The organism is Streptomyces sp. NPDC027672, from assembly GCF_055566335.1.
Genome location: NZ_JBVHSO010000008.1, coordinates 169,369 through 192,443 on the forward strand (window position 1 = coordinate 169,369; position 23,075 = coordinate 192,443).

Here is a 23,075-nt window from a genome sequence, read left to right on the forward strand (position 1 = left end):
GTGGACTGCGCCACGTTGCGCGTCCTCCGGTTCCGCCGTACCCCACCCACCCCAAAACGGGCACGCGATCCGGACATTGGCGAACGAAGTCCGGGCCGCCGGTGCGGTACAACGATCGGCCAGCCTACCGCGCGCGGTACGACAACCGGATCACGGGGCGCGATCCGGCCCGCCCGGCCGTGCCCCTCAGCGGGACGGTTCGCGCAGCGGGAGTTCCCCGGTGAGCAGGAACGCGACGTTCCGTTCGGTCTCGGTCCAGGTCCGGGTGTCGAGCCCGACGGACTGGAGCAGGGCGCACTCGACCCGGTACCCGTGCTCGGTGAGGTCGCGGCCGACGCGTTCGGCGGCGTCGCGGGTCGCCGCGTGCGTGACGATGCGCTGCGGGCGGCGGTCGGCGACGGCGGAGACGACGGCCGGTCCCCCGCCGCCGATCCGTACGACGTCCGGCTCGGGCAGGTCCTCCAGGATGTGCGGGGCGCCGCCGTGGACGATGTGGAGCTGGACCCCGAACCGGCGGGCGGCGCCCTCGGTGCGGGCGCAGGCGGCCGGGTCGTGGTCGACGGCGATGACGGCGGCGCCGGCCCGCGCGGCCTCGGTGGCGAACGCGCCGCCGCCGCAGCCGATGTCCCACACCAGGTCGCCGAGCCGGGGGCCGAGGCGGGCCAGTTGGGCGGCGCGCAGCAGTTCCGTCTCGCCCTCGCCGAGCCCGGGACCCGGACCGCCGCCCGGTCCGCCGCCGTAGGTCTCGTCGGGCTGGACCCAGCCGCGCGGGCCGGTGCCCGGGTCGCGCCCGGCGATCCAGCCGCCGTCCTCCGCCGCGCCGGCCGGGCCGCCGATGACGATGACCACGTTGGGATCGCGCCAGGTGTGGTCGGCGGCCTTGTCGGAGGTGACGACGCTGACCTGTTCGCGGTCGGTGCCCAGTTCCTCGCAGATGACGAAGGTGCGGTGGACGCCGTCCAGCAGGAGTCCGAGTTCGGCGGGGCCGGCGCCCGGCGCGGTGAGCACGGCGACCTTGGCGTGGGCGCGGCAGACGTTCACGGCGCGGCGCAGGGTGCGCGGGTGGGCGACGACGACCTGGGCGTCGTCCCAGGGCATGCCGGCCCGGGCGAAGGCGGCGGCGACGGCGGAGACGGCCGGGACGACCTCGACCTCCAGGCCGAACTCGGGCGCGCGCAGGGTGCGCACGACGCCGAAGAAGCCGGGGTCGCCGTCGGCGAGGACGACGGCCGTGCCGCGGTGGGCGGCGATGCGGCGGGCGGCCAGGGCGACGCTGCCGAGGCGGACGCGTTCGGCGGCGGGCGGCACCTCGGGCAGCGCCAGGTGGTGGGCGGCGCCGGCCACGAGGGTGGCGGCGCCGAGGGCGCCCCGTGCCGCGGCGGTCAGCGGCGAGCCGTCCCAGCCGATCACCGTGACCCGGTCGGCCATCGTCGTCAGTCTCCCGTGGTTGCGCGCAGGTCTTCGAAAGGGGGCGGAGCCCGGTGCGGGCTCCGTGAGGGTACCCGGTGGGGGCGCGGGCGTTTCGCCCGCGTGCTCAGTTCCAGTCCGCGTAGGAGGTGAAACCGTTCGCGTCGGCCGGCTGCTCGCTGACGCCGGCGAGGTCCTCGGGCAGCAGGCTCCAGACGATGATGTCCGTGCGGACCTCGGTCCAGGTGCCGTCCTCGGTCCTGGCGCGCGCTATCCAGGCGTTGCGCAGGACGCCCTCGCTGATGCAGCCGATCTTCTGGGCCACCTGCTGGGAGGCGGTGTTGTCGGCGGCGGTGCGCAGTTCGAGCCGTTCGAACTTCCGGTCGTGGAAGAGCCACTGGGCGATGGCGAGGGCCGCTTCGGAGGCGTAGCCCTCGCCTCGGGCCCAGGGTGCGATGACGTAGGCCAGTTCGCTGGACAGGACGCGCCAGTCGGTGTTGCGCAGGTGGACGAGGCCGACGAGCCGCTGGGTGAGGAACTCGGTGACGGCGAGGACGATGCCGTGGCCCTCGGTGCGTTCGCCGGGGGCGGTCCGGGTGATCCAGTGGCGGGCCCTGGTCTCGGTGCAGGGGTGCGGGACGGTGGTCCAGGCGACGACCTGCTCGTCGTTCATCATCTCGGCCAGGGCGGGCGCGTCGTCCTCGTCGAGGGGGCGCAGCACCAACCGCTCCGTGCTGATGGAGATGTTGGGGAAGGTGCTCGTCATGCGCCGCTCCGTAACCTTCGGAAATCGCTCGGAAGACCGTCAGGGCCGCCGGGCCCCGCTGAACTGCCCAGCATGCAGCATGAAACCACCGAACCGCACGACGGGGTCCAGTCCTCGGTGAGGAGTGGACCCCGCGCGTCGGGAAACGCCCCCGTACGTGCCGTCAGCCGCCGGTCGCCGGCAGGACGGACCCGTGGTACTTGTCCTTGATGAACGCGCGTACCTCGGGTGAGAGGAGCAGTCGGGCCAGTGTGCGCACCCGGGGGTCGTCCTCGTTGCCGCGTTTGACGGCGAGGAGGTTGGCGTAGGGGTTGTCCTTGGCCGACTCCAGCAGGATGGCGTCCTCGGTGGGGCTGAGGCCCGCGTCCTGGGCGTAGTTGTTGTTGATGACCGCGGCGTCCACGTCGTCGAGCGAGCGGGGCAGCTGGGCGGCCTCCAGTTCCCTGAACCGCAGGTGCCGGGGGTTGTCCGTGACGTCCGCGGGGGACGCGTCGGTGCCGGCGCCGGGCTTGAGCCCGATGACGCCGCCGGCGGCCAGCAGCTTCAGGGCGCGGCCCTCGTTGGTGACGTCGTTGGGCACGGCGACGGTGGCTCCGTCGGCCAGCTTGGTGACGTTCTTCGCCCGGTGCGAATAGACGCCCATGGGCGGCAGGTAGGGCTTGACGACGGAGACCAGGTCGGTGCCCTTGGACTTGTTGAAGTCGTCCAGGAAGGGCTGGTTCTGGTAGAGGTTGGCGTCCAGCTCGCCCTCCTGGAGGGCGGTGTTCGGCAGGACGTAGTCCGTGAACTCCTTGACCTCCAGCTTCAGTCCGGCCTTGGCGGCGAGGTGGTCCCTGACGTAGGTGAGCACCTCGCCGGCCGGGACGGCGGTGGCGCCGACGACGAGCGTGTCGTCCTTGCCACCGCCGCTGCCGGAGTCCGAGCCGGAGCCGCAGGCGGTCAGGCCGAGGGCCAGGACCGCCACGGTGACGACGGACGTGCGCATGGCTTCGATCCCCCCGGGCCGGCTAGAAGGACGGGATGACCGAGCCCTGGTACTTGTCCTCGATGAACTTCTTGACCTCGGGCGAGGTGAGCAGCTTGGCCAGCTTGGTGACCCGCGGGTCCTTCTCGTTGCCCTTCTTCACGGCGAGGAAGTTGCCGTAGGGATTGTTCTTCGGGGACTCCAGGACGAGGGCGTCCTTGGCGGGCTTCAGGCCGGAGGATATGGCGTAGTTGCCGTTGACCACGGCCGCGTCCACGTCGTCCAGGGAGCGCGGGGTCTGGGCCGCCTCGACTTCCTTGAACTTGAGGTTCTTGGGGTTCTTGGTGATGTCCTGCGGGGTGGCCTCGTTGCCGACGCCGTCCTTGAGGGTGATCAGCCCGTTGCCGGCGAGCAGCTTCAGGGCGCGGGCCTCGTTGACGGCGTCGTTCGGGACGGCGATGGTCGCACCGCTCTTGAGGGCGTCGGCCTTCTTGACCTTGTGGGAGTAGAGGCCGAGCGGTTCCAGGTGCACCGTGACGACGGGCACGATGTGGGTGCCGCGCTTGCTGTTGAAGTCGTCGAGGTACGGCTGGTTCTGGAAGTAGTTGGCGTCCACCGAGCCGTCCTCGGTCGCCGTGTTCGGCGTGATGTAGTCGGTGAACTCCTTGACCTCCAGGTCGAGGCCCGCCTTCTTCGCCAGCTTGTCCTTGACGAAGTCGAGGATCTCGGCGTGCGGGGTGGGGCTCGCGGCGACGACCAGCGGGCCGCTGGTGTCGGAGGAGCCGGAGTCCTTGTCGTTGCCGCACGCGGTCAGCCCGAGGGTGAGGGCTCCGGCGGCGAGGACGGCGGTGGTGAGCTTGGCGGTGTTACGCACGAAAAGTGCCTTTCCTTAAGGGTGGTGCGACCCCGGGTACGGGCGACCGGGGAGCCTGTGGGTCCTTACGCGACCTTGCTGATGTCGGCCGCCGCGGGTTCCCCGGCCTTCAGCAGGCGCAGCTTGGGCGCGGGTCCGGAGTGGGCGCCGCGGCGGTGCAGGGAGCGGGCCGCGAAGTCGCCGGCGAACTGGATCAGGGAGATGACGACGGCGAGGATCGCCACGGTGATCCACATCAGTTCGGTCTCGAAGCGCTGGTAGCCGTAGCGGACGGCGAGGTCGCCGAGGCCGCCGCCGCCGACCGTGCCGGCCATGGCGGAGTAGCCGATGAGCGCGATGACCGTGGTGGTGGTGCTGGCGATCAGCGAGGGCAGGGACTCGGGGACGAGGACCTTGCGGACGATCGTCCAGGTGCTGCCGCCCATGGACTGCACGGCCTCGACGAGCCCGTGGTCCACCTCGCGGACGGCCGTCTCCACCAGGCGGGCGAAGAAGGGGATGCCGCCGATGGCGAGCGGCACGATCGCCGCGGTGGTGCCGATCGTCGTGCCGGTGACCCAGCGGGTGAAGCTCATCAGGGCGACCATCAGGATGATGAACGGCATGGAGCGGCCGACGTTCACGATCTGGCCGATCACCTTGTTGGCGACGACGTTCTGCAGCAGGCCGCCCCGGTCCGTGAGGACCAGCAGGATGCCGAGGGGCAGGCCGGCGACGATGGCGATCAGGGTGGACCAGAGCACCATGGTGAGCGTCTCGGTACACGCCTGCGACAGCAGCGGCTGCATCTCCGACCAGGTCACTTGGCACCTTCCTTCACCAGCGGGGCGTCCTGGCCCACGACGTCGATCTGCAGGCCCTGTTCGCGCAGGAACCCGACCGGCACCACGTTGTCCTCGTAGCGGCCGGGCAGTTCGATGCGCATCCGGCCGACCTGGAGGCCGCCGACGGTGTCGATGGCGGCACCGAGGATGGAGATGTCGATGTTGTAGGTGCGCGCGAGCTGGGAGACGACCGGCTGGGTGGCGCTCTCGCCGTGGAAGGTGACGTCGAGGACGGTCCGGTCGTCGCCGGTGGCCTCGCCGCTCACCGGGAACAGGGCGGCGGCCAGCTCCGAGCCCGGGGTGGCCAGCAGCTCGCTGACCGTGCCGGACTCCACGATCCGGCCCCGCTCCATCAGCGCGGCGGAGTCGCAGACCGACTTCACGACGTCCATCTCGTGGGTGATGAGCAGGACGGTCAGGCCGAGCTGCCGGTTCAGGTCGCGCAGAAGCTGGAGGATGGAGCGGGTGGTCTCCGGGTCGAGGGCGCTGGTGGCCTCGTCGGAGAGCAGCACCTTGGGGTCGCCGGCCAGGGCGCGGGCGATGCCGACGCGCTGCTTCTGGCCGCCGGAGAGCTGGGCGGGGTAGGCCTTGGCCTTGTCCGCGAGGCCCACCAGGTCCAGCAGTTCCAGCGCCTTGCGGGAGCGCTCCTTGCCGGACGTGCCGAGGATCTCCAGGGGCAGCTCGACGTTGTCCTGGACGGTCCGCGAGGACAGCAGGTTGAAGTGCTGGAAGACCATGCCGATCCGGCTGCGGGCGCGGCGCAGCTCCCGGCCGGCGCGCGGGCCGCGTCCGGCCAGGGCGGTGAGGTCCTGTCCGGCGACGGTCACGGTGCCGGAGGTGGGGCGCTCCAGCAGGTTGACGCAGCGGATGAGGGAGGACTTGCCGGCGCCGGACTGGCCGATGACGCCGTAGACCTCGCCTTCGCGGACGTGCAGGTCGACGCCGTCGAGGGCGGTGACCTCACGGCCGCGGGAGCGGTAGACCTTGGTCAGGCCCGAGGTGGTGATCACGTGGGTTTCCGTCACTGTCGAGTGCGCGGGCGTGGGTGTGCCCGGACACGGGTGCATGCGGTTGCGACATGGAGGGTGGTCGTGCGTCTCGTACGGCCTGCGGCGCACGGACATGCCACGGCTCTCGCTTCGGGGCGCGAGGCTCAGCTGATGCGGGGGCCCTCTAGAAGGCGCACATTCGACACATCAGGCGACACATACAACGAGCACCGGGCGTCATGGTCGCCTCGGTCGCAAGGGTGCGGCAGCTCGTCGTGGTCATGCGTTCAGTAAACCAGACCGGCGGTCCCGGCCGGTCGCCGCTGTCCGGATGATGGACAGCGGCGGACAGTGCGGGCCGCGGCCTCAGCGGCGGACGGATATCTCCAGGCCGCGGTCGGTGACCAGGGCGGACAGGGCCGACAGGTCGCGGACCACCAGATCGGCGTCCAGGTCCGCCGCCCGGTGGGTTGTGGCCAACGCCACGGTAGTCATGCCGGCGGCGCGGCCGGCCCGCAGTCCGGCGGGGGCGTCCTCGAAGACGACGCACCGGGCGGGGTCCACGCCGAGCTGCCGGGCGGCCAGCAGATAGGGCTCGGGGTCGGGCTTGCCGCGGGTGACGTCGTCGGAGGTGACCAGGGCCTTCGGGGTGATGCCGACGGCGCCCAGGCGGGCCTCGGCCAGGCGCCGGGTGGCGGAGGTGACCACGGCCCAGCGGTCGGCGGGCAGGGCGTCCAGGAACGCGCGGGTGCCGGGCAGCAGCCGCACCCCGCCGTCCGGCACGTCCTCGACCTCAAGCTGCTCGACCCGGGCGACCGCCTCCGGCACCAGGTGCGCGGGCAGCAGGTCGGCGACGATCTCGGTGGCCGGGCGTCCGTGCAGTTCCACGCGGGCGAACTCCTCCGCGGTGATCCCGTACTCCCGGGCCCAGCGGGTCCAGCAGCGCTCGACGGAGTCGAGCGAGGAGACGAGGGTGCCGTCGTTGTCGAACAGGAGGGCGTGTGCGTGGATCGTCATGGTCCAGACCCTACGGCGTTCGGCGGGGGCGGCGGCCCGGGTCCGTTTCGGCCGTATTAAGGTCACGGCATGCTCAACGCCCTGACGCTGGTGACCGGGGTCGCCGCGCTGCTCCTCGCCGCCTGGTGCGGCTGGGCCGCCTACCGCGGCCAGCCGACGAAGGACTGGCACTTCATCGGCATGGCCGTGGTGTCGCTGCTGGCCGCCGTCCAGCTCGCGGTCGGGATCGTGCAGCTCGCGCGGGGCGGGAAACCGGAGCAGGGGACGACGATCTTCGTGGCGTACCTGCTGGGCGCGTTCGCGTGTGTTCCGGCCGCGGGTCTGATGTCGCTGGCCGAGCGGTCCCGCTGGGGCTCGGTGACGGTGGCCGCGGGCGGTGTGGTGCTGGCCGTCCTGGAAGTGCGGCTCTACGACATCTGGGGAGGCTGAGATGACGGCGGTGCAGGAGAAGCCGGCCCGGCTGATCAGCGGGCCGGGCATGCTGCTCGTCTGGTTCTACGGCGTGATGGTGGTCGGCGCGGTGTCGCGTTCCGCGTACCAGATCGCCACGGAGTTCGACCGGGCGCCGCTGGCGTACGCGCTGTCGGCCGTGGCGGGTCTGGTGTACGCGTTCATCACGTACACGCTGGTGCGCGGCGGGGAGCGGGCCCGCCGGGCGGCGCTGGTGTGCTGTGCCGCCGAGCTGGCGGGGGTGCTGGTGGTCGGCACGTGGACCCTGGTCGAGCCGTCCGCGTTCCCGGACGCGACCGTGTGGTCGCAGTACGGGATGGGGTACGTCTTCATCCCCGTGCTGCTGCCGCTGTCCGCGCTGTACTGGCTGCGCAAGGCGCCCGCGCGACAGGCCGCTTGACGGGGTGACGGGCGCGGGTGGACGGGCGCGGGCCGCCGCGGCCGCCCGCGCACCGTGCGGGCGGCGCGGGCGCTCAGGCCGTCTGCGCGTACTGCTCCGTCTGCTTCTCCAGGATGATCAGCTCCACGCCGTCGCCACCCTTGACCCGGCCCACCGTCTCGTAGCCGACGCGGCGGTACAGGCGGAGGTTGCCCTCGCTGCGGTGGCCGGTGTGGAGGCGGAACCGGGTGGCGCCGTGCCGCTCCGCCAGCGCCGACTCCGCCGCGCGCAGCAGCCGGGCGCCGATGCCGTGGCCCTGGAGGCGGGGGTGGACGCACAGCTTGCCGATCGCCGCCGCGCCGTCCTCGGTCACCGCGCCGCGCACCGAGCCGACGACCTCCTCGCCGAGCCGGGCGACGAAGACGCAGTCGGAGGCCACTTCCCGGCGGACGGAGTCCAGGCTCTGCACCAGCGGGTCGATGCGGTAGTTGCCGTACAACTCGGCCTCGCTCTGGAAGCACAGGTACTGGAGTCTGAAGATCTGCTCCGCGTCCTGCCCGGTCGCCGCCGAGATGGTCACGCTCATGCCCATGTGCGCACGCCTCCCGCTCACCTGATCACCTGTCGTCCCCCACTCCTATCCCCGCGCCGCGCACGCCGCAACCTCCGGTGGAAGCAAACGACGCAGACATGCCAGGCATTTGGAGCGTTCCGGTCCGAGACTGCCCTGTGAGATACCCAACTCCCCCGCGATCTCCCGGTAGGTGAGGTCCGCCGGCGACAGCAGCGCCTCCAGCAGGCGGGGGCAGCGGCCGGGCAGCCGGCCGACCGCCTCCCTGAGGGCGCGGTGCCGGGCGGCGGTCAGCAGGCGCTGTTCGGGGCCGGGGCGCAGGACGTCGGCGGGCTCGCCGTCGTACGGCCGTTCACGGCGGGTGGCGCGGCGGCCGCGGCGGGCCTCGGCGCGCACCGCCCGGCGCAGCCAGCCGGACGGGTCCGGCGGCGGCCCGTCGGCCGCCAGCCGCTCCAGCAGCCGCAGCCAGACGGCCTGTTCCAGGTCCCCCGGCTCGTCTCCCGAGGCATGTGCCTCGGCGGCGGCCTCGGCGGACAGCAGGGGGCGCAGGGCGGCTACCAGATCGGCGGTCATATGCGGAACGACGAGCCGCCCCGGCGGCGGGTTGCCGGGGCGGCGCGCAGTCACCTCGAACGAGGTGCCGTGCGGTGCGGCGGGTTGACGCCGTCAGCCGGCCAGGAAGTCGGCGCGGGCGAGCACTCCGGTGTCGGCGTTGTCGGTGAAGACGCCGTCGATGCCGGTCGCGAAGTACCGCTTGAAGGCGCCGAAGACGTCGCCGTAGCCGTCGGCGGCGGTGCCCTTGCGGTACTCGGCGGGCAGGAAGGGGTTCTCGTTGCGCACGGTGTAGGGGTGCACGAGCAGGCCCACCCGGTGCGCGTCGGGGACGAGGGTGGTCGGCTCGGCGAGGGTGCCGTCCGCCTTCCTCGGGACGACCAGGTCCAGGGTGGGGCCGATGCCCTGCGCGTAGCCGGCGATCTCCCGCAGGCCCGCCGGCGTGACGAGGTCGGCGACCGTCCGCGGGTCGTTCGCCGCCACGAAGTCGTACGGCCGGCTGCCGGCCGAGGAGAGCAGGACGACCAGCGGGTTGTCGACCAGTCGGTTGAGCCGCTGGATGCTGGTGGGCTCGAAGGACTGGAGGATGACCGGCGAGTTCCGGCCGTCCTTGCCGTGCCGGCGCAGCAGCTTGGCCACCCGCTCCTCCAGGCCGAGGCCCCGCTCGCGGAAGTAGGTGGGGTGCTTGGTCTCCGGGTAGATCCAGACCTGCCTGCCGCGCTTGCGGGTCTGCTCGTCCTGCCACCTCAGGACCTCTTCGAAGGTGGGGATCTGCCAGCGGCCGTCGTAGAGGGTGTTGTGCGGCCGGTTGGCCGGGATGCGCTCGACGGCGCGCAGCGTCTTCAGCTCGGCGAGCGTGAAGTCCTCGGTGAACCAGCCGGTGGTGGGCACGCCGTCGAGCACCTTGGTGGTCTTGCGGCCGGCGAACTCCGGGTGGGCGGCGACGTCCGTGGTGCCGCCGATCTCCGGTTCGTGCCGGCAGACCAGGTGGCCGTCCCTGGTGGGGACCAGGTCGCCGGCCTCGACCACGTCGGCGCCGAGGTCCAGGGCCAGTTCGTAGGAGCCGAAGGTGTGCTCGGGACGGTAGCCGCTGGCTCCCCGGTGCCCGATGACCGTGGGCACCGGCAGGCCCTTCAGCCCGCGGCCCCCGTGCCCGGCCGGCCGGGTCCCGGCGGCCCGGGCGGCGCCGGGCAGCCCGAGGACCGCTCCGCCCGCGCCGAGCGCGGCGGCGCCGAGGAGCGCCCGCCGTGCCGTTCCCTGCGTCTGCCCGTTCCCCTGGTCGCCGCTCATGAGCGCCCTCCTGCCGTCGCGGTTCGTCGGTGCGCGCCGATCGTAGGGGCGCACACATGACCGAAGGGAGGCTCCGGGCCGAACACACGGGTGCGGACGGGTGTCCGGAGGACGGCGGACGGCGCGGGGTGCGCCGGCGCGCGGACCGGGCCGGATCCGAGCGATGTCCGTCACATCCCGGCACGGCCGTCACGCGCCGTCCCCGGTGCGCGACCGCAGGTAAACCCGCGTCAACACTTCGTAAGGCATCGGTGAACCGCCCGTCCTCGATGTGCGCCGGGACCTGGGCCGCGAGTAATGTCCTCACCTGCACAGACTCATATCGCCCCCTTGACATCGGAGGACCCGTTGTCCCGCTTCGCGCTCATCAAGGCAGTGCTCGGACCGATCATGCGCCTGATGTTCCGCTTCCAGGTGGAGGGCGCGGAGCGCATCCCCGGCGACGGCCCGGTCATTCTGGCCGGCAACCACCTGACGTTCATCGACTCGGTCCTGCTGCCGCTGGCCACCAAGCGGCAGGTGCACTTCATCGGCAAGGACGAGTACGTCACCGGCAAGGGCGTCAAGGGACGGCTGATGGCCTGGTTCTTCACCGGCGTCGGCATGGTCCCGGTGGACCGGGACGGGGCGAACGGCGGGGTGGCGGCGCTGATGACCGGGCGCCGCATCCTGGAGGAGGGCAGGGTCTTCGGGATCTACCCCGAGGGCACGCGCTCGCCCGACGGCCGGCTGTACCGGGGGCGCACCGGGATCGCGCGGCTGACGCTGATGACCGGCGCGCCGGTGGTGCCGTTCGCCATGATCGGCACGGACAAGCTCCAGCCGTCCGGCCGGGGCATCCCGCGGCCGGGCCGGGTCACCATCCGGTTCGGCGAGCCCATGGAGTTCTCCCGCTACGACGGCATGGACCGCGACCGGTACGTGCTGCGGGCGGTGACGGACTCGGTGATGGCCGAGGTGATGCGGCTGTCCGGGCAGGAGTACGTGGACATGTACGCCACGAAGGCGAAGGCCGCCTGAGACTCCGTCGGCGGCGGGCGCGGCGGACCCCGCCCCTCCGCCTGCCGGTGGAATCTGCGCCCGACACTTCGTGCATTCGGCCGCATCACCGGGCCATCCGGGCGCCCAACATGTCTTATTTAGGCATGTTCACACCTTCTCGGCGTACCCTGATCCGTACCCCGATCGCCGCCGCCGGCGCGGGGCTCCTGGCCGCCTGCACCGGCTCCGGTCCCGGGTCCGGGTCCGGTTCCGGCCCCCAACACCCCGGCGGCACGGAGAAGTTCGTACCGCCCGGGCCCCGGGGGTACGTCAATCCGTCGGACCCGGAGGTGCTGGCCGCCGAGCGGAGACGCGGGGCCGGCCGCGTGCGCACGTTCCGGTTCACCGCCGAGGAAGCCAGGCTGGACCTCGGCGGCCGGTCCGTGCGGACCTGGGCGTACAACGAGGAGGTGCCAGGCCCGCTGGTCCGGGTCACCGCCGGGGACGTGCTCGACCTGACGCTCGCCAACCGGCTGCCCGCCATGACCACGCTGCACTCCCACGGGGTGCGGCTGCGCTGCGACATGGACGGCGTGCCGGACCTGACCCAGCGGGCCATCCACCCCGGCGACGACTTCCGCTACCGCTTCACCGTCAAGCACCCGGGCACCTACCTGCTCCACTCGCACGTCGGCATGCAGCCCGACCGGGCCCTGTACGCCCCGCTCGTCGTGGAGGACCCCAAGGAGCCCCTCTCCTACGACAAGGAGTGGGTGGTGGTGCTGGACGACTGGCTCGACGGCGTGGACGGCTCCACCCCCGACAACGTCCTCGAACAGCTCAAGCCCGGCGGCGCCATGGACATGGGCGGCATGGCCATGGGCCCCTCTCACGGCAGCCCGGACCCCCGTCACTCCGGCAAGGCGCACCCGTCCGCGAAGTCCGCCGGCCCCAACCGGGTGCTGCACAAGTCCTACAGCCGCATCCTGCACGGGGAGGGCGGCAGCGTCGCCTACCCCCACTACCTCGTCAACGGCCACCTGCCGGCCGACCCGTCGGTGTTCCGCTGCCGGCCCGGCGACCGGGTGCGGCTGCGCATCATCAACGCCGGCTCCGAGACGGCCTTCCGGGTGGCGCTGGGCGACCACAAGATGACCATCACGCACACCGACGGCTATCCGGTGAAGCACAAGCAGACCGACGCCCTGCTCATCGGCATGGCGGAGCGCTACGACGTGCTGATCACCGCGCGGGACGGTGTCTTCCCGCTGGTCGCGCTCCCCGAGGGCAAGAAGGGCAAGGCGCTCGCCGTCCTGCGGACCGACAAGGGCAACCGGCGCCTGCCCACGGCCGACGCCCGCCCGCGCGAACTCGACGGCAACACCGTCCCCGCGCGCCGGCTGCTGCCGCACGACTCCGTCGCCCTCGGCGACCGCCGCCCCGACCGCGAGATGCGCATCAGGATCACCGGCAGCATGGCGAAGTTCGACTGGGGCTTCGACCACCAGGACTACTCCCCGCGCCAGCGCCATCCGGTCCGGGCCGGCGAACGGGTCCGGCTCACCCTCATCAACGCCACGGACATGTGGCATCCGATGCACCTGCACGGGCACACCTTCGCGGTGACCGGCCTGGACGGCGTGGGCGCGCGCAAGGACACCGCGCTGGTGCTGCCGCACCGGAAACTGGTGATCGACTTCGACGCCGACAATCCGGGGCTGTGGATGCTGCACTGCCACAACCAGTACCACTCGGAGAGCGGGATGATGACGGTGCTCGGCTACCGGAAGTGACCCGCCGGGGTGGCCCCCGCGGGCCACCTCAGCCGGCGCTCTCCAGTTTCTGCCCCTTCAGCAGGAACCAGGCCACCACGGACGCCGCGAGCAGGACCACCGCTCCCGCCCCCGAGGCCAGGTGGAGGCCGTGGACGAAGGACTCGCGGGCCGCGTCGAGCAGCGCCTCCGCCTGGTGCGGGGGCAGCCCGGCCGCGCTCTGCACCGCCGCGCCCAGCGACTCGTGGGCCCCGGCCGGGGTGCCGGCCGGGCCGGTGAAGCCGCGGTAGACGCCGGTCACGATCGAGCCGAGCAGGGCGATGCCGAGGGCGGCGCCCAGTTCGTACGCCGTCTCGGAGACCGCCGAGGCGGCGCCCGCCTGGTCCTTGGGGACGCTGGAGAGGATGACGTCGGCGGTCACCGTGAAGGAGAACCCGGCGCCGACGCCGACCACCAGCAGGACGGCGCCGAGCAGCGGATAGCCGGTGGAGCGGTCCAGTGTCGTCAGCACCGCCAGGGCGAGGCCCACGGCGGCCAGGCCGCCGGAGACCACCGCGCGGACCGGGAAGCGCCGGGCGGCCCGGCCGGCGAGCAGCCCGGCCGCCACCGCGCCCACCGCGGCGGGCAGTTCCGCCAGGCCCGCCTCGAAGGGACGCCGGTCCTGGACCAGTTGCAGGAACTGGGAGAGGAAGAACACCAGGCCGGACAGGCCGAGGACGGTCAGCAGGTCGGCGAGGACGGCGCCGCTGAAGCCGCGGCGCCGGAACAGCCGCATGTCCAGCAGCGGGGCCGGCAGGGTGAGCTGACGGTGGACGAAGCCGTACAGGGCCGCCGCGCCCAGCAGACCGGTGCCGGCGGCGACCGGGGTGAGGCCGTGGGCGGCGGTCTCCTTGACGCCGTAGACGAGGGCGATCATGCCGACCAGCGACAGCAGGACGCTGCTCAGGTCCCACGGGCCCGGGTGCGGGTCGCGGGACTCGGGCAGGGTGCGGACGCCGACCAGGACCAGGACCGCCATCACCGGCAGGTTGATCAGGAAGACCGAGCCCCACCAGAAGTGTTCGAGGAGGAATCCGCCGGTGATCGGGCCGACGGCCATGCCGGCGGAGGCGCTGGCGCCCCAGATGCCGACGGCCAGGCTGCGCTCGCGCGGGTCCTGGAAGATGTTGCGGATCAGGGCCAGGGTGGCGGGCATCAGGGTGGCGCCCGCGACGCCGAGCAGCGCCCGGGCCAGGATCATCAGCTCGGGTGTGGTGGCGTAGGCGTTGAGCACGGACAGCGCGCCGAACGCCGTGGCGCCGACGAGCAGGATCCGCTTGCGGCCGATGCGGTCGCCGAGGCTGCCCATGGAGACCAGCAGACCGGCGATGACGAAGGAGTAGACGTCGCCGATCCACAGCAACTGGGTGCCGGAGGGGTCGAGGTCTTCGCTGATGTAGGGGGTCGCCAGGCCGAGGACGGTGGCGTCGACGGCCACCAGCAGCACGGCCAGGACCAGGACGGACAGCGCCAGCCAGCGGCCGGGACGCTGCACCGCCTCGTCCGGCTGGGCCGGCCGCAGGGTGCTGGTCATGGTTCCTCTCTCCGCAGAGCGCCGCCGAGCAGCAGCTCGGCGATCATGGTCGGGAAGTCCCGGGAGGCGACACGGCCGTCCTGGGTGGCCCAGGCGCCCGAGGCGATCAGGCCGTACAGCGCCTCGGTGAGCCAGGCCGGGCTGAGATCGATCCGGAACTCGCCGGCGTGCTGTCCGCGCTGGAACAGGGCGCCGATCCGGGTGTCCAGGCGCTGCCAGCCCTCGTGCTGCCGGTCGCTCTCCCAGAGCTGGTGCTCGCCGTAGAGGAACGCCAGCAGGCCGGCGGCCGGCTGGATCTCGCGGACCAGCCGGCGTACGGCCCCGGCCGCCGGCCCGTCTTCCGGCCGGGCCCGGTCCAGGGCGCCTTCGCACTCGGCGATGCCGAGCTGCTCCAGCGCCCGCACGAGCGCGTCGCGGCCGGCGAAGTGCCGGTGCAGCGTGGCCCGGCTGATCCCGGCGGCCCTGGCGACCTCGTCCATGGTCGCGGTGGAGTTACGGGTCAGCAGGGCGGCCGCGCTGCGCAGCACATGGTCACGGTCGAGAGCCATGAGACAAGAGTAGCCCAAGTGAGACACTTTTGTCTCATCGCAGACCCGCATGACTCGCTTCCGCTGCTCGTGCGGGGTCTTGCGTCAGTGCCAGGGCAGCCGTGCGCGCCGCTCCCAGTAGGCGCGCGGGTCCTCGCTCAGCGTGGCGAGGCGGGTCATTTGATCCGGGTCGAGGTCGACGGCGGGCGCGTGCAGATTGGACAGCAGCTGCGGGACGGTCGCGGCACCGGAGAGAACCACACCGGCCCACGGCCGGCGCAGGATCCAGGCCAGGGCGACCGCGTCGCAGCCGGCTCCCGCGGCCTCCGCCACGGCCCGCAGCGCGTCCGGCGCCTCCGGCCCGGCCAGCCGGCCGTTCGCCATGCCCTCCTTGACCAGCACGGTGAGCCCGGCGTCGTGCGCCTCGGCGAGGGCGGGTCCGGCCGAGGTCTCCAGGAGGTTGAACGTCGACTGGACGGTACGGAACAGGGGCCGGCCGTCGACCGTGACGGCGAGGGCGGCGCGGATGGCGTCGGCCTGTGCGGGGCCGCTGGTGGAGAACCCGACGGTCAGTCCCCGGGCGGCGGCCTCCGCCAGCCGTGCGTGCAGCTCCCGGTCGGTCAGGGCCGGGCTGTCCGGGGTCACCGAGTGGATCTGGTAGAGGTCGAGCCGGGCGCCGAGCAGGGCGTCGCTCTCGGCGCGCTGCCGCTCGTAGGCGGCGAGGCTGTGGTCCTTGACCTCGTGCGTCACGGCGTCCGCCGACCAGCCGGCGGTGTAGGTGTAGCCCCACTTGCTGCCGACGACCACGTCGTCGGCGCCGGGGTTCTTCGCGAGCCAGTCCGCGAGGAACTCCTCGGAGCGGCCGTAGGAGCGGGCGGCGTCGACGTAGCGGACGCCCTGGGCGTAGGCGGCGTCGAGGAGTGCGTGGGTGCGGGCGCGCAGCGCGTCCGGGCCGCGGTCCTCGCCGAGGTCCCGGGCCCGGCCGAGCGTGATATAGCCGGGGCGGCCCACCGCGGCGAGGCCCAGGCCGATGTGGCAGGTGGCGGTGGTCGCAGTGGCCAGGCGAGCGAAGGGCATCGCGGGTTCCGTTCGGTCGGCTCCGGTGGGCTCGCGACCAACGTAACCCGCGACGGCCGGCGCGTTCGCGCCGCAGCCCGGGGCTTCAGCCCTTCTTCTTGGCGTCCTTGGCGTCTTTGACGCCCTTGGCGCTCTTGGCGTCCACCCACGCGTGCTGCCGTGCCACGTCCGCCTTGACCTCCGCCAGCTGGGTCGCGACCGCGCTCGGGGCCGTGCCGCCGCGGCCGTTGCGGGAGGCGAGGGCGCCGGGGACGTTGAGGACCGAGCGGACCTCGGGGGTGAGGTGGGCGGAGATCTTCGCGAACTGCTCGTCCGTGAGGCCGTCCAGCTCCTTGCCCTCGGCCTCGGCGGCCTTGACGCACTCGCCGGCCACCTCGTGCGCCACGCGGAACGGCACGCCCTGCTTCACCAGCCACTCGGCGATGTCGGTGGCCAGCGAGAAACCGGCCGGGGCCAGCTCCTCCATGCGCTCACGGTGCACGGTGAGGGTGGCGATCATGCCGGTGAAGGCCGGCAGCAGCACCTCGAGCTGGTCGCAGGAGTCGAAGACCGGCTCCTTGTCCTCCTGGAGGTCGCGGTTGTAGGCGAGGGGCAGGGCCTTCAGGGTCGCGAGCAGGCCGGTGAGGTTGCCGATCAGCCGGCCGGACTTGCCGCGGGCCAGCTCGGCGATGTCCGGGTTCTTCTTCTGCGGCATGATCGACGAGCCGGTGGAGAAGGCGTCGTGCAGGGTGACGAAGGAGAACTCCTTCGTGTTCCAGATGATGATCTCCTCGGCGATCCGGGAGAGGTTGACGCCGATCATCGCGGTGATGAAGGCGAACTCGGCGACGAAGTCGCGGGAGGCCGTGCCGTCGATGGAGTTGCCGACGCTGCCGTGCTCGAAGCCGAGGTCCGCGGCGACCGCCTCCGGGTCCAGGCCCAGGGAGGAGCCGGCGAGGGCGCCGGAGCCGTACGGCGACACGGCCGTCCGCTCGTCCCACTGGCGCAGCCGCTCGGCGTCCCGGGACAGGGACTGCACATGGGCCAGGACGTGGTGGGCGAAGAGCACCGGCTGGGCGTGCTGGAGGTGGGTGCGGCCGGGCATGGCCACGTCCGGGTGGGCCTCGGCCAGGCCGATCAGGGCGTCCTGGAGGCCGGCGAGCAGACCGCCGATGATCCGGGCGTGGTCCCGCAGGTACATCCTGAAGAGGGTGGCGACCTGGTCGTTGCGGGACCGGCCGGCGCGCAGCTTGCCGCCGAGGTCCGGGCCGAGGCGCTCCAGCAGGCCGCGCTCCAGGGCGGTGTGCACGTCCTCGTCGGCGATGGTGCCCACGAAGGTGCCGGCGGCGACGTCCGCCTCCAGCAGGTCCAGGCCGGCGGTCATCCGCTCCAGCTCGTCCGCGGTGAGGAGTCCGGCCTTGTGCAGGACGCGCGCGTGGGCACGCGAGCCGGCGATGTCGTAGGGCGCGAGCCGCCAGTCGAAGTGGACGGACGCGGACAGCCTGGCCAGGGCCTCGGCGGGGCCGTCGGCGAATCGCCCGCCCCAGAGCCGTACGTCACCGCTGTTGCTGCTCACTGGCGTTGCTCCTCGAAGCTCTGTGATGCGGGCTGTGTGCTGGCGCACGCTGTCCTGCATGAGTATGCAGAACTCTGCATGATTCGTCAATCGACAAATCGTTAGACAGGCGAACGACCTGTCGGGATAATCCTTAGGCATGGGAAAGACTTATGACCGCATAGACGGCAGGCTGCGCGCTTTCATCGAGGACCAGCCGCTCTTCTTCACCGCGACCGCCCCGCTCTCCGCCGACGGCACGGTCAGCCTCTCCCCCAAGGGCCTCAAGGGCTCCTGGGCGGTGCTGGACGAACTCACCGTGGCGTACCTGGACTTCGCCGGGTCCAACGCCGAGACCATCGCCCATCTGCGGGAGAACGGGCGGATCACCCTGATGTGGTGCGCCTTCCAGGGGCCGCCCACCATCGTGCGCGTGCACGGCCGGGGCGAGCCCGTCTTCCGCGACGACCCGCGCTTCGCGGAACTCCTCGCCCGCTTCCCCGGCATCGACCACACCCGGCACGGACTGCGCGCGGTCATCGTGGTGCGCGCCGAACTCGTCCGCGACAGCTGCGGCTACGCCATCCCCTACATGGCGTACGAGGAGGACCGGGACCTGCACGGCAGGCGCTTCGCGCGCGAGGACGACGCCTCGCTGAGCGCGTACTTCACCAAGAAGGAGCACATCGCGGCCAGCCTGGACGGACTGCCCGGGCTGCCGTTGCCGCTGCCCCCGTCTACCGTCTGAGCCATGCGCCCCGGTGTGGTCCTCGCCCTCGTGTCCGCCTCCTCGCTCACCCTGCCCGGCGCCGCGCCCGGCCGGGACCCGGCGCCGCTGCCGGCACGGATGGCGCACACGGGCGGCGGCAGCCAGCTGATCATCGCCCAGGCCCCGGGCCCGCGCGCCACCGAGGGCACGGTCGGCTGGTGGGACCTGCGCAACGGACGGTGGACCCGGGCCGGCTCCGCGCCCGCCCGGTTCGGCTCCGGCGGGCTGGTGGACGGCGGCACCCGCAAGCAGGGCACGTACACGACCCCGACCGGCCTGTACGGCCTCCCCTTCGCCTTCGGCATCGAGGCGGCGCCGGACGGCACGGCGATGGCGTACCGGACCGTCCGCAAGAGTTCCTGGTGGTGCCAGGACAACGCCTCCCGCTCCTACAACCGCTGGACCGACCCGCTGCCCGCCGACTGCCGCGCCACCGAGTCCGAGCACCTGGTCGACTACCCGGGGCAGTACGCCCACGGCCTGGTCATCGGCTTCAACTACCTCCGGCCCGTGCGCGGTCGCGGCGCCGGGATCTTCCTGCACGTCGACGGGCGCGGGGCGACGGCCGGCTGCGTGTCGGTGCCCCGGGACGCGATGCGGCGGATCCTGCGGTGGGTGAAGCCGGGGAGGAACCCGCATATCGCCGTGGGCACCGCGACCGGGACCACGGCGGTGACCCGGTACTGACAGGGCCGCTCCGGGGGTGGGGCCCGCCGCCCGCTCCGGTCCGCCGGACCGCCATCCGGAATCACAACTTCCTTATGCACGCGCTGGTTTGGGGCGTGTGGCCGGGCGCCCCGGGTAGCCGGGAAGTCCGGTTCGGGTGGAAGGAGTGGTGGCTCGTGGACGCGCGGCAGACAACGGAGGGATCTGCACTCGGCCCCCTGCGGCCCGGGACCAGGCAGCGCGCGGAGCTGCGGGTCCGGGTCGCCGACATCGCGTGGACCGCTCTCTGCGCCGTGCTCGCCGTGTGGGCGGTCGCGAGCGCGGTCGGCGCCGTACGCGGGATGACGGCCTGGGCGTACTGCGCGGTGGCCTGGATCCTGCTGGCGATCGCGTGCGCGGTGCGGCTCGCCGCCGTCCGCCGCAGGAAGCGGATCTGAGGGACGTGGTCTTCAGCGGCTGGCTGCTGTACAGCGGCGGCCTGCAGAAGCGGAGGCTGCGGACCATGCGTGCCGCGCTGCGCGCCGAATACCCCGGAAACGCCGCAGACCCCGCAGACGCCGGCGGCGCCACCGCCGGTGGCCGGGCGGCGCGTCCCTCGCCGTGGCCCCGGCAGGCCACTCCGGAAAAAACCCGGGAGGCCGCTAAAGAAAACGGGGCCCTCGTCGCTCTTCACTCACGACAGCCCGCACCTGTGGGGTGCGGGCGCCGGGTGAGAAGGACGACGACATGGACACGGCTCTGGTGATCTGGCTGATCGCGGGTTCCCTCATTCCCAGTGTCGCCAAGATGGTGGACAGCATCGCCTACCGCAACCGCGCGGCCGGCGACGCCGAGGTCATCAGGGCCAGGCGCACGGCGGACCGCCGTGCCGGACGGCGGGGGAAGCACCATGGCTGAGGAGCCGGGGGAAGCGCACCGCTCGCTGCGCGACCTGCGCGAGCTGTACGAGCGCGGGTATCCGGCGCTGGTCGGCTACGCGCGCAAGAAGCTGCGGGAAGCGGAGGTGCCGGAGTCCTTCCTCGACGCCGAGGACGTCGTCCAGAACGCCTTCGCCAAGTCCTGCCGCGATCCGGCCCGCATCGACGAACCGCGGGCATATGTGTACCAGTTGATCCGCAGGGAGGTGCTGGAGAGCGCACGGCGCCGGCGCCACGCCCGGGACAGGGCCGCCCTGGTGGTCAGCGACCTGGAGGAGACGGACTTCACCGGCGCGGTGGAGGACCGCCTCGCCGTGCGGCAGGCGCTGATGAGCCTGCCGGCCCGGCAACGGGCGGCCGTCTACGTGGTCAAGGGGCTGGGCTACCGCCAGGAAGAGGCCGCGCTGCTGCTGGGAAAGCGGCCGGGCACCGTGGCCGCCCAGGTCGCGCGCGCCGGGGCCGCCTTGAAGACCGTGCTGACCGCCACGTCCGTCCTCTTCACGGTCCTCCTCTGCGGCCTGGGCATGGCGTCGATACGCCGGTACGGCGTGGCCGGCCGGCCGAAGGGGGCGCCGGAGGCGGCTTCGGGCCTGCTCCCGCTGCTGCTGTGGGCACTGCTGACCCTCCTGCTCTTCGCGGGCGCGGTGGTGTTCGTCGGCGTGCCCCAGCGCAGGGCGGGCGAACCCGACGGCTCACGGCCCCTGCGTCCGGTGGTGCTGCGCAAGCGCCTGGCCGCGCGGCTGGCCGACTGGCTGCTGACCGCGGCCGCCCTCTCCCCGCTGGCCGTGCAGCAGCTCACGGCCGTGTACACACGGCTGCGCGACCGGATCGGCGCGGCGCGGGCGAGCGGGGAGACGGCCACCGTCTGGCTGGCCGACGGCGCCACGGTCGCCCACCTCGCCCTCGTGGGCTGCGGCTTCCTCCTCACGGTGCTCCTGCTCGACGCGCTGCCGACGGCCCTGTGGGGCCGGACCCTGGGCAAGAAGCTCCTCGGGCTGCGCGTGGCGGACATCGAGAGCGGACGCACACCGTCGTACTCCCAGGCACTGCGGCGGGTGCTGGCGTCCACGGCCCTGAACGCGCTCGTGGTGCCGGGGATCATCAGCCTGCTGTGGGGCTTCCTCGACCGGCCCTGGCGGCAGTGCTGGCCCGACAAGGCCGCCGGGACCACGGTGACCGACGAGGGCGGGGAACCCTTCCCGCCCCCGGGGGCACCCGGCTGAACGCTGCGCGCGGCGGGTGCGTATGTGTGGGCCGAGGGTCGACTCCCCACGGAGGAACCGTGACCACCACGCTCGCGGGCGGACGCGCCGCCCGCCGACAGACGATGCGCCGGATCCGTCCGCGCCGCTCCCCGGCCGTCCCGCTGCTGCTCGCCGTGTGGGCGGGCGCGGCGGCCGTGCTGGGGCTGTGGTGGCACACCACGCCCGCCATCGCCGACGGCACCGGCCGCATCCTGAACGCCGGCCGGATCACCGGGCTGCTCGCGGGCTACCTGATGGCGCTGGTGGTGCTCCAGACGGCGCGGGTGCCGGCGCTGGAGCGGCGGGTCGGCTCCGACCGGGTGGCCCGCTGGCACGCGGTCAGCGGCCGGTACACGCTCTGCCTGGTCCTGGCGCACGTCTTCCTCACCATGTGGGGCTACGCGCGCCAGGCCGGACGGTCGCTCGCCGGCCTCGCCGGGCAGACCGCCGACTCCGTCGGCCAGCTACCCGACCTGGGCAAGGCGGCCCTCGGCACCGGCCTGCTGGTGGTCGTCGGCCTGACGTCGGCCGGCCCGGTGCGCCGCCGGCTGCCGTACGACGCCTGGTACCACGTGCACCTGCTGACGTACGCGGCGGTGTTCCTGACCTTCTGGCACCAGATCAGCACCGGCAACGAGTTCGCGGTGGAGCCCGCCGCCCGGACCTTCTGGTACGGCCTGTACGGCACGGTCACCGCGCTGGTGCTCTGGTACCGCGTCCTGACCCCGGTCCGGCTGAACCTGCGGCACCGCCTGCGGGTCAGCGCCGTCGTCGAGGAGGCGCCCGGCATCGTGTCGGTGCTGATCGGCGGGCGGCGGCTGCACCGGATCGGCGCGGAGGCCGGCCAGTTCTTCCGCTGGCGGTTCCTCGCCCCGGGGCTGCGGTTCAGCTCGCACCCGTACTCCCTCTCGGCCGCCCCGCGCCCCGGCACGCTGCGGATCACGGTGAAGGCGAGCGGCGACCACAGCGCCCGGCTGCGGGAGCTGACGCCCGGCACCCGGGTGTGGGCGGAGGGCCCGTACGGCGCCCTCACCGCGCGGCGCCGCAGCCGCGGCAAGGTCCTGCTGGTCGCGGGCGGGGTCGGCATCACACCGATGCGCGCCCTGTTCGAGACGCTGCCCGGGGCCGCCGGGGACCTCACGCTGCTGTACCGGGCCGGCACCACCCGGGACCTGGCCCTGTGGGACGAGCTGGCGGCGATCGCCGAGGAGCGCGGCGCCCGGCTGATGTACGCGGTGAACAGCCCGGACGGCGAGCGGCCCGACATCTCCGCGGCGAGTCTGCGGCGCAAGATCCCGGACCTCGACGGGCACGACGTCTTCCTGTGCGGCCCGCCCGGGTTCGCGCGGTCGGTGTACGAGGCGCTGCGGGCCGCGGGCGTTCCGGCCCGGCGTATCCACCACGAGTCGTTCGAGATGTGAGCGGAGCTGCGAGAGCGATGAGGAAGAGCCATCCCGTCCGGCGGACCGTGCTGGCCACCGCCGCGACCGTGTCCGGAGTGGTGCTGCTGCTGTCGCTGAAACCGGCGGCGGACCCGGCCGCGGCGGCGGGCGCGGACCCGCGGCGGCCGGCGGCCGGCGCGCGGTCCCCGCAGGGCGGCGCCCCGGCCGCCGGCTCGGGCACGGTCACCGGGGACGCGGTACGCACCCCGTACGGGACCGTGCGGGTACGGCTGACCCTCGACGGCGGCAGGATCGTCAGGGCGGAGGCGGTCCAGGCGCCCCAGGGCGGACTCAGCGGGCAGAAGACCGCGCTGGCCGTGCCGAGGCTCGGCCGGGAGGCGGTGGCCGCGCAGAGCGCCGGCATCGACACGGTGTCCGGGGCGACGTACACCAGCGAGGGCTACCGGACCTCGCTCCAGTCCGCGCTGGACCGGGCCGGTGGCTGAGCCTGCGGCCGGGTCCGCCGGGGCTCCCGCGGCGGTGCGCCGGG

At 73.0% G+C, this 23,075-nt stretch carries 24 protein-coding genes and 1 pseudogene; 11 read left to right on the plus strand and 14 right to left on the minus strand.

Going from position 1 to position 23,075, the window contains the following annotated elements:
• Positions 1-186: 186 nt before the first annotated feature.
• The 7 genes from cbiE to ACZ4SV_RS20735 form a co-directional block, all read right to left on the minus strand.
• Complete coding sequence (cbiE, locus tag ACZ4SV_RS20705; RefSeq protein WP_365871995.1) at positions 187-1,428, minus strand: precorrin-6y C5,15-methyltransferase (decarboxylating) subunit CbiE; 1,242 nt, start codon at positions 1,426-1,428, stop codon at positions 187-189.
• Between the two features lie 106 nt (positions 1,429-1,534).
• A complete protein-coding gene (locus tag ACZ4SV_RS20710; RefSeq protein ID WP_365871997.1) occupies positions 1,535-2,173 on the minus strand; it encodes a GNAT family N-acetyltransferase in 639 nt (212 codons plus the stop codon).
• A gap of 163 nt (positions 2,174-2,336) precedes the next feature.
• Positions 2,337-3,158: a MetQ/NlpA family ABC transporter substrate-binding protein gene (locus tag ACZ4SV_RS20715; protein WP_468005936.1), complete on the minus strand. Its 822-nt coding sequence runs from the start codon at positions 3,156-3,158 to the stop codon at positions 2,337-2,339.
• 22 nt (positions 3,159-3,180) lie between these two features.
• A complete protein-coding gene (locus tag ACZ4SV_RS20720) occupies positions 3,181-4,011 on the minus strand; it encodes a MetQ/NlpA family ABC transporter substrate-binding protein (RefSeq protein ID WP_365872001.1) in 831 nt (276 codons plus the stop codon).
• A 65-nt stretch (positions 4,012-4,076) separates the two neighbouring features.
• Positions 4,077-4,814 (minus strand): methionine ABC transporter permease, encoded by a 738-nt coding sequence (locus ACZ4SV_RS20725; protein WP_365872003.1) that lies wholly within the window; start codon positions 4,812-4,814, stop codon positions 4,077-4,079.
• Positions 4,811-5,902, minus strand: coding sequence for a methionine ABC transporter ATP-binding protein (locus ACZ4SV_RS20730; RefSeq protein WP_365872005.1), 1,092 nt, complete (start codon positions 5,900-5,902; stop codon positions 4,811-4,813). Before ACZ4SV_RS20730 ends, ACZ4SV_RS20725 begins: the two co-directional genes overlap by 4 nt.
• A 288-nt stretch (positions 5,903-6,190) precedes the next feature.
• Entirely contained in the window at positions 6,191-6,841 is a 651-nt protein-coding gene (locus ACZ4SV_RS20735; RefSeq protein WP_468005937.1) for an HAD family hydrolase, read from the minus strand.
• Positions 6,842-6,910: 69 nt separating this feature from the next.
• Here ACZ4SV_RS20735 and ACZ4SV_RS20740 point away from each other — a divergent pair, with 69 nt between their 5' ends.
• Together ACZ4SV_RS20740 and ACZ4SV_RS20745 are read left to right on the plus strand one after the other, a co-directional pair.
• Positions 6,911-7,270, plus strand: a complete 360-nt coding sequence (locus ACZ4SV_RS20740) for a hypothetical protein (protein ID WP_365872009.1) — start codon at positions 6,911-6,913, stop codon at positions 7,268-7,270.
• A gap of 1 nt (position 7,271) precedes the next feature.
• Positions 7,272-7,691, plus strand: coding sequence for a hypothetical protein (locus ACZ4SV_RS20745; protein WP_365872011.1), 420 nt, complete (start codon positions 7,272-7,274; stop codon positions 7,689-7,691).
• 73 nt (positions 7,692-7,764) lie between these two features.
• Here ACZ4SV_RS20745 and ACZ4SV_RS20750 read toward each other — a convergent pair whose 3' ends face one another.
• The 3 genes from ACZ4SV_RS20750 to ACZ4SV_RS20760 form a co-directional block, all read right to left on the minus strand.
• Positions 7,765-8,262: a GNAT family N-acetyltransferase gene (locus ACZ4SV_RS20750; protein WP_468006055.1), complete on the minus strand. Its 498-nt coding sequence runs from the start codon at positions 8,260-8,262 to the stop codon at positions 7,765-7,767.
• A 45-nt stretch (positions 8,263-8,307) separates the two neighbouring features.
• The gene (locus ACZ4SV_RS20755) at positions 8,308-8,814 is read right to left on the minus strand and encodes a sigma-70 family RNA polymerase sigma factor (protein ID WP_468005938.1); all 507 of its coding nucleotides are present in this window, start codon (positions 8,812-8,814) and stop codon (positions 8,308-8,310) included.
• 93 nt (positions 8,815-8,907) lie between these two features.
• Positions 8,908-10,083 (minus strand): glycerophosphodiester phosphodiesterase, encoded by a 1,176-nt coding sequence (locus ACZ4SV_RS20760; RefSeq protein ID WP_365882057.1) that lies wholly within the window; start codon positions 10,081-10,083, stop codon positions 8,908-8,910.
• Between the two features lie 297 nt (positions 10,084-10,380).
• On the opposite strand from ACZ4SV_RS20760, the gene ACZ4SV_RS20765 reads away from it, so the two are divergent.
• On the plus strand, positions 10,381-11,103 hold the full coding sequence (locus ACZ4SV_RS20765; RefSeq protein ID WP_365882055.1) for a lysophospholipid acyltransferase family protein: 723 nt from the start codon (positions 10,381-10,383) through the stop codon (positions 11,101-11,103).
• A gap of 125 nt (positions 11,104-11,228) precedes the next feature.
• Positions 11,229-12,857, plus strand: a complete 1,629-nt coding sequence (locus ACZ4SV_RS20770; protein WP_468005939.1) for a multicopper oxidase family protein — start codon at positions 11,229-11,231, stop codon at positions 12,855-12,857.
• Positions 12,858-12,885: 28 nt separating this feature from the next.
• Here ACZ4SV_RS20770 and ACZ4SV_RS20775 read toward each other — a convergent pair whose 3' ends face one another.
• The 4 genes from ACZ4SV_RS20775 to argH all read right to left on the minus strand — a co-directional run bounded on the left by ACZ4SV_RS20775 (position 12,886) and on the right by argH (position 17,568).
• Positions 12,886-14,409: an MFS transporter gene (locus tag ACZ4SV_RS20775; RefSeq protein ID WP_468005940.1), complete on the minus strand. Its 1,524-nt coding sequence runs from the start codon at positions 14,407-14,409 to the stop codon at positions 12,886-12,888.
• The gene (locus ACZ4SV_RS20780; protein ID WP_468005941.1) at positions 14,406-14,957 is read right to left on the minus strand and encodes a TetR/AcrR family transcriptional regulator; all 552 of its coding nucleotides are present in this window, start codon (positions 14,955-14,957) and stop codon (positions 14,406-14,408) included. The genes ACZ4SV_RS20775 and ACZ4SV_RS20780 overlap by 4 nt, the downstream gene beginning before the upstream one ends.
• Before the next feature lie 84 nt (positions 14,958-15,041).
• The gene (locus tag ACZ4SV_RS20785) at positions 15,042-16,013 is read right to left on the minus strand and encodes an aldo/keto reductase (RefSeq protein WP_468005942.1); all 972 of its coding nucleotides are present in this window, start codon (positions 16,011-16,013) and stop codon (positions 15,042-15,044) included.
• Between the two features lie 85 nt (positions 16,014-16,098).
• On the minus strand, positions 16,099-17,568 hold the full coding sequence (argH, locus tag ACZ4SV_RS20790; protein WP_468005943.1) for an argininosuccinate lyase: 1,470 nt from the start codon (positions 17,566-17,568) through the stop codon (positions 16,099-16,101).
• Positions 17,569-17,707: 139 nt separating this feature from the next.
• Between argH and ACZ4SV_RS20795 the strand changes: the two genes are divergently transcribed.
• The 7 genes and pseudogenes from ACZ4SV_RS20795 to ACZ4SV_RS20825 form a co-directional block, all read left to right on the plus strand.
• Positions 17,708-18,295 carry a pyridoxamine 5'-phosphate oxidase family protein gene (locus ACZ4SV_RS20795; RefSeq protein WP_468005944.1) on the plus strand — a complete coding sequence of 196 codons (588 nt, stop codon included), beginning with the start codon at positions 17,708-17,710 and terminating at the stop codon, positions 18,293-18,295.
• Between the two features lie 3 nt (positions 18,296-18,298).
• On the plus strand, positions 18,299-19,003 hold the full coding sequence (locus tag ACZ4SV_RS20800) for a L,D-transpeptidase family protein (protein ID WP_468005945.1): 705 nt from the start codon (positions 18,299-18,301) through the stop codon (positions 19,001-19,003).
• A 155-nt stretch (positions 19,004-19,158) separates the two neighbouring features.
• Positions 19,159-19,419 carry a hypothetical protein gene (locus tag ACZ4SV_RS20805; RefSeq protein ID WP_397936958.1) on the plus strand — a complete coding sequence of 87 codons (261 nt, stop codon included), beginning with the start codon at positions 19,159-19,161 and terminating at the stop codon, positions 19,417-19,419.
• Positions 19,420-19,708: 289 nt separating this feature from the next.
• Positions 19,709-19,879 carry a hypothetical protein gene (locus ACZ4SV_RS20810; protein WP_365883526.1) on the plus strand — a complete coding sequence of 57 codons (171 nt, stop codon included), beginning with the start codon at positions 19,709-19,711 and terminating at the stop codon, positions 19,877-19,879.
• The gene (locus ACZ4SV_RS20815) at positions 19,872-21,122 is read left to right on the plus strand and encodes a sigma-70 family RNA polymerase sigma factor (protein ID WP_468005946.1); all 1,251 of its coding nucleotides are present in this window, start codon (positions 19,872-19,874) and stop codon (positions 21,120-21,122) included. Before ACZ4SV_RS20810 ends, ACZ4SV_RS20815 begins: the two co-directional genes overlap by 8 nt.
• Positions 21,123-21,181: 59 nt before the next feature.
• Positions 21,182-22,564 carry a ferredoxin reductase family protein gene (locus ACZ4SV_RS20820; RefSeq protein ID WP_468005947.1) on the plus strand — a complete coding sequence of 461 codons (1,383 nt, stop codon included), beginning with the start codon at positions 21,182-21,184 and terminating at the stop codon, positions 22,562-22,564.
• Positions 22,565-22,581: 17 nt separating this feature from the next.
• Positions 22,582-23,019 (plus strand): annotated as a pseudogene (locus tag ACZ4SV_RS20825) (FMN-binding protein); the annotation flags it as partial.
• Between the last annotated feature and the right edge of the window lie 56 nt (positions 23,020-23,075).

What these genes read in the sequence shown, in the direction of transcription:
- cbiE (WP_365871995.1), bottom strand. Translation starts at nt 1,428, where the DNA reads ATGGCCGACCGGGTCACGGTGATCGGCTGGGACGGCTCGCCGCTGACC.
- ACZ4SV_RS20710 (WP_365871997.1), bottom strand. Translation starts at nt 2,173, where the DNA reads ATGACGAGCACCTTCCCCAACATCTCCATCAGCACGGAGCGGTTGGTG.
- ACZ4SV_RS20715 (WP_468005936.1), bottom strand. Translation starts at nt 3,158, where the DNA reads ATGCGCACGTCCGTCGTCACCGTGGCGGTCCTGGCCCTCGGCCTGACC.
- ACZ4SV_RS20730 (WP_365872005.1), bottom strand. Translation starts at nt 5,902, where the DNA reads ATGCACCCGTGTCCGGGCACACCCACGCCCGCGCACTCGACAGTGACG.
- ACZ4SV_RS20735 (WP_468005937.1), bottom strand. Translation starts at nt 6,841, where the DNA reads ATGACGATCCACGCACACGCCCTCCTGTTCGACAACGACGGCACCCTC.
- ACZ4SV_RS20740 (WP_365872009.1), top strand. Translation starts at nt 6,911, where the DNA reads ATGCTCAACGCCCTGACGCTGGTGACCGGGGTCGCCGCGCTGCTCCTC.
- ACZ4SV_RS20745 (WP_365872011.1), top strand. Translation starts at nt 7,272, where the DNA reads ATGACGGCGGTGCAGGAGAAGCCGGCCCGGCTGATCAGCGGGCCGGGC.
- ACZ4SV_RS20750 (WP_468006055.1), bottom strand. Translation starts at nt 8,262, where the DNA reads ATGGGCATGAGCGTGACCATCTCGGCGGCGACCGGGCAGGACGCGGAG.
- ACZ4SV_RS20755 (WP_468005938.1), bottom strand. Translation starts at nt 8,814, where the DNA reads ATGACCGCCGATCTGGTAGCCGCCCTGCGCCCCCTGCTGTCCGCCGAG.
- ACZ4SV_RS20760 (WP_365882057.1), bottom strand. Translation starts at nt 10,083, where the DNA reads ATGAGCGGCGACCAGGGGAACGGGCAGACGCAGGGAACGGCACGGCGG.
- ACZ4SV_RS20765 (WP_365882055.1), top strand. Translation starts at nt 10,381, where the DNA reads ATGTCCTCACCTGCACAGACTCATATCGCCCCCTTGACATCGGAGGAC.
- ACZ4SV_RS20770 (WP_468005939.1), top strand. Translation starts at nt 11,229, where the DNA reads ATGTTCACACCTTCTCGGCGTACCCTGATCCGTACCCCGATCGCCGCC.
- ACZ4SV_RS20775 (WP_468005940.1), bottom strand. Translation starts at nt 14,409, where the DNA reads ATGACCAGCACCCTGCGGCCGGCCCAGCCGGACGAGGCGGTGCAGCGT.
- ACZ4SV_RS20780 (WP_468005941.1), bottom strand. Translation starts at nt 14,957, where the DNA reads ATGGCTCTCGACCGTGACCATGTGCTGCGCAGCGCGGCCGCCCTGCTG.
- ACZ4SV_RS20785 (WP_468005942.1), bottom strand. Translation starts at nt 16,013, where the DNA reads ATGCCCTTCGCTCGCCTGGCCACTGCGACCACCGCCACCTGCCACATC.
- ACZ4SV_RS20795 (WP_468005944.1), top strand. Translation starts at nt 17,708, where the DNA reads ATGGGAAAGACTTATGACCGCATAGACGGCAGGCTGCGCGCTTTCATC.
- ACZ4SV_RS20800 (WP_468005945.1), top strand. Translation starts at nt 18,299, where the DNA reads ATGCGCCCCGGTGTGGTCCTCGCCCTCGTGTCCGCCTCCTCGCTCACC.
- ACZ4SV_RS20810 (WP_365883526.1), top strand. Translation starts at nt 19,709, where the DNA reads ATGGACACGGCTCTGGTGATCTGGCTGATCGCGGGTTCCCTCATTCCC.
- ACZ4SV_RS20815 (WP_468005946.1), top strand. Translation starts at nt 19,872, where the DNA reads ATGGCTGAGGAGCCGGGGGAAGCGCACCGCTCGCTGCGCGACCTGCGC.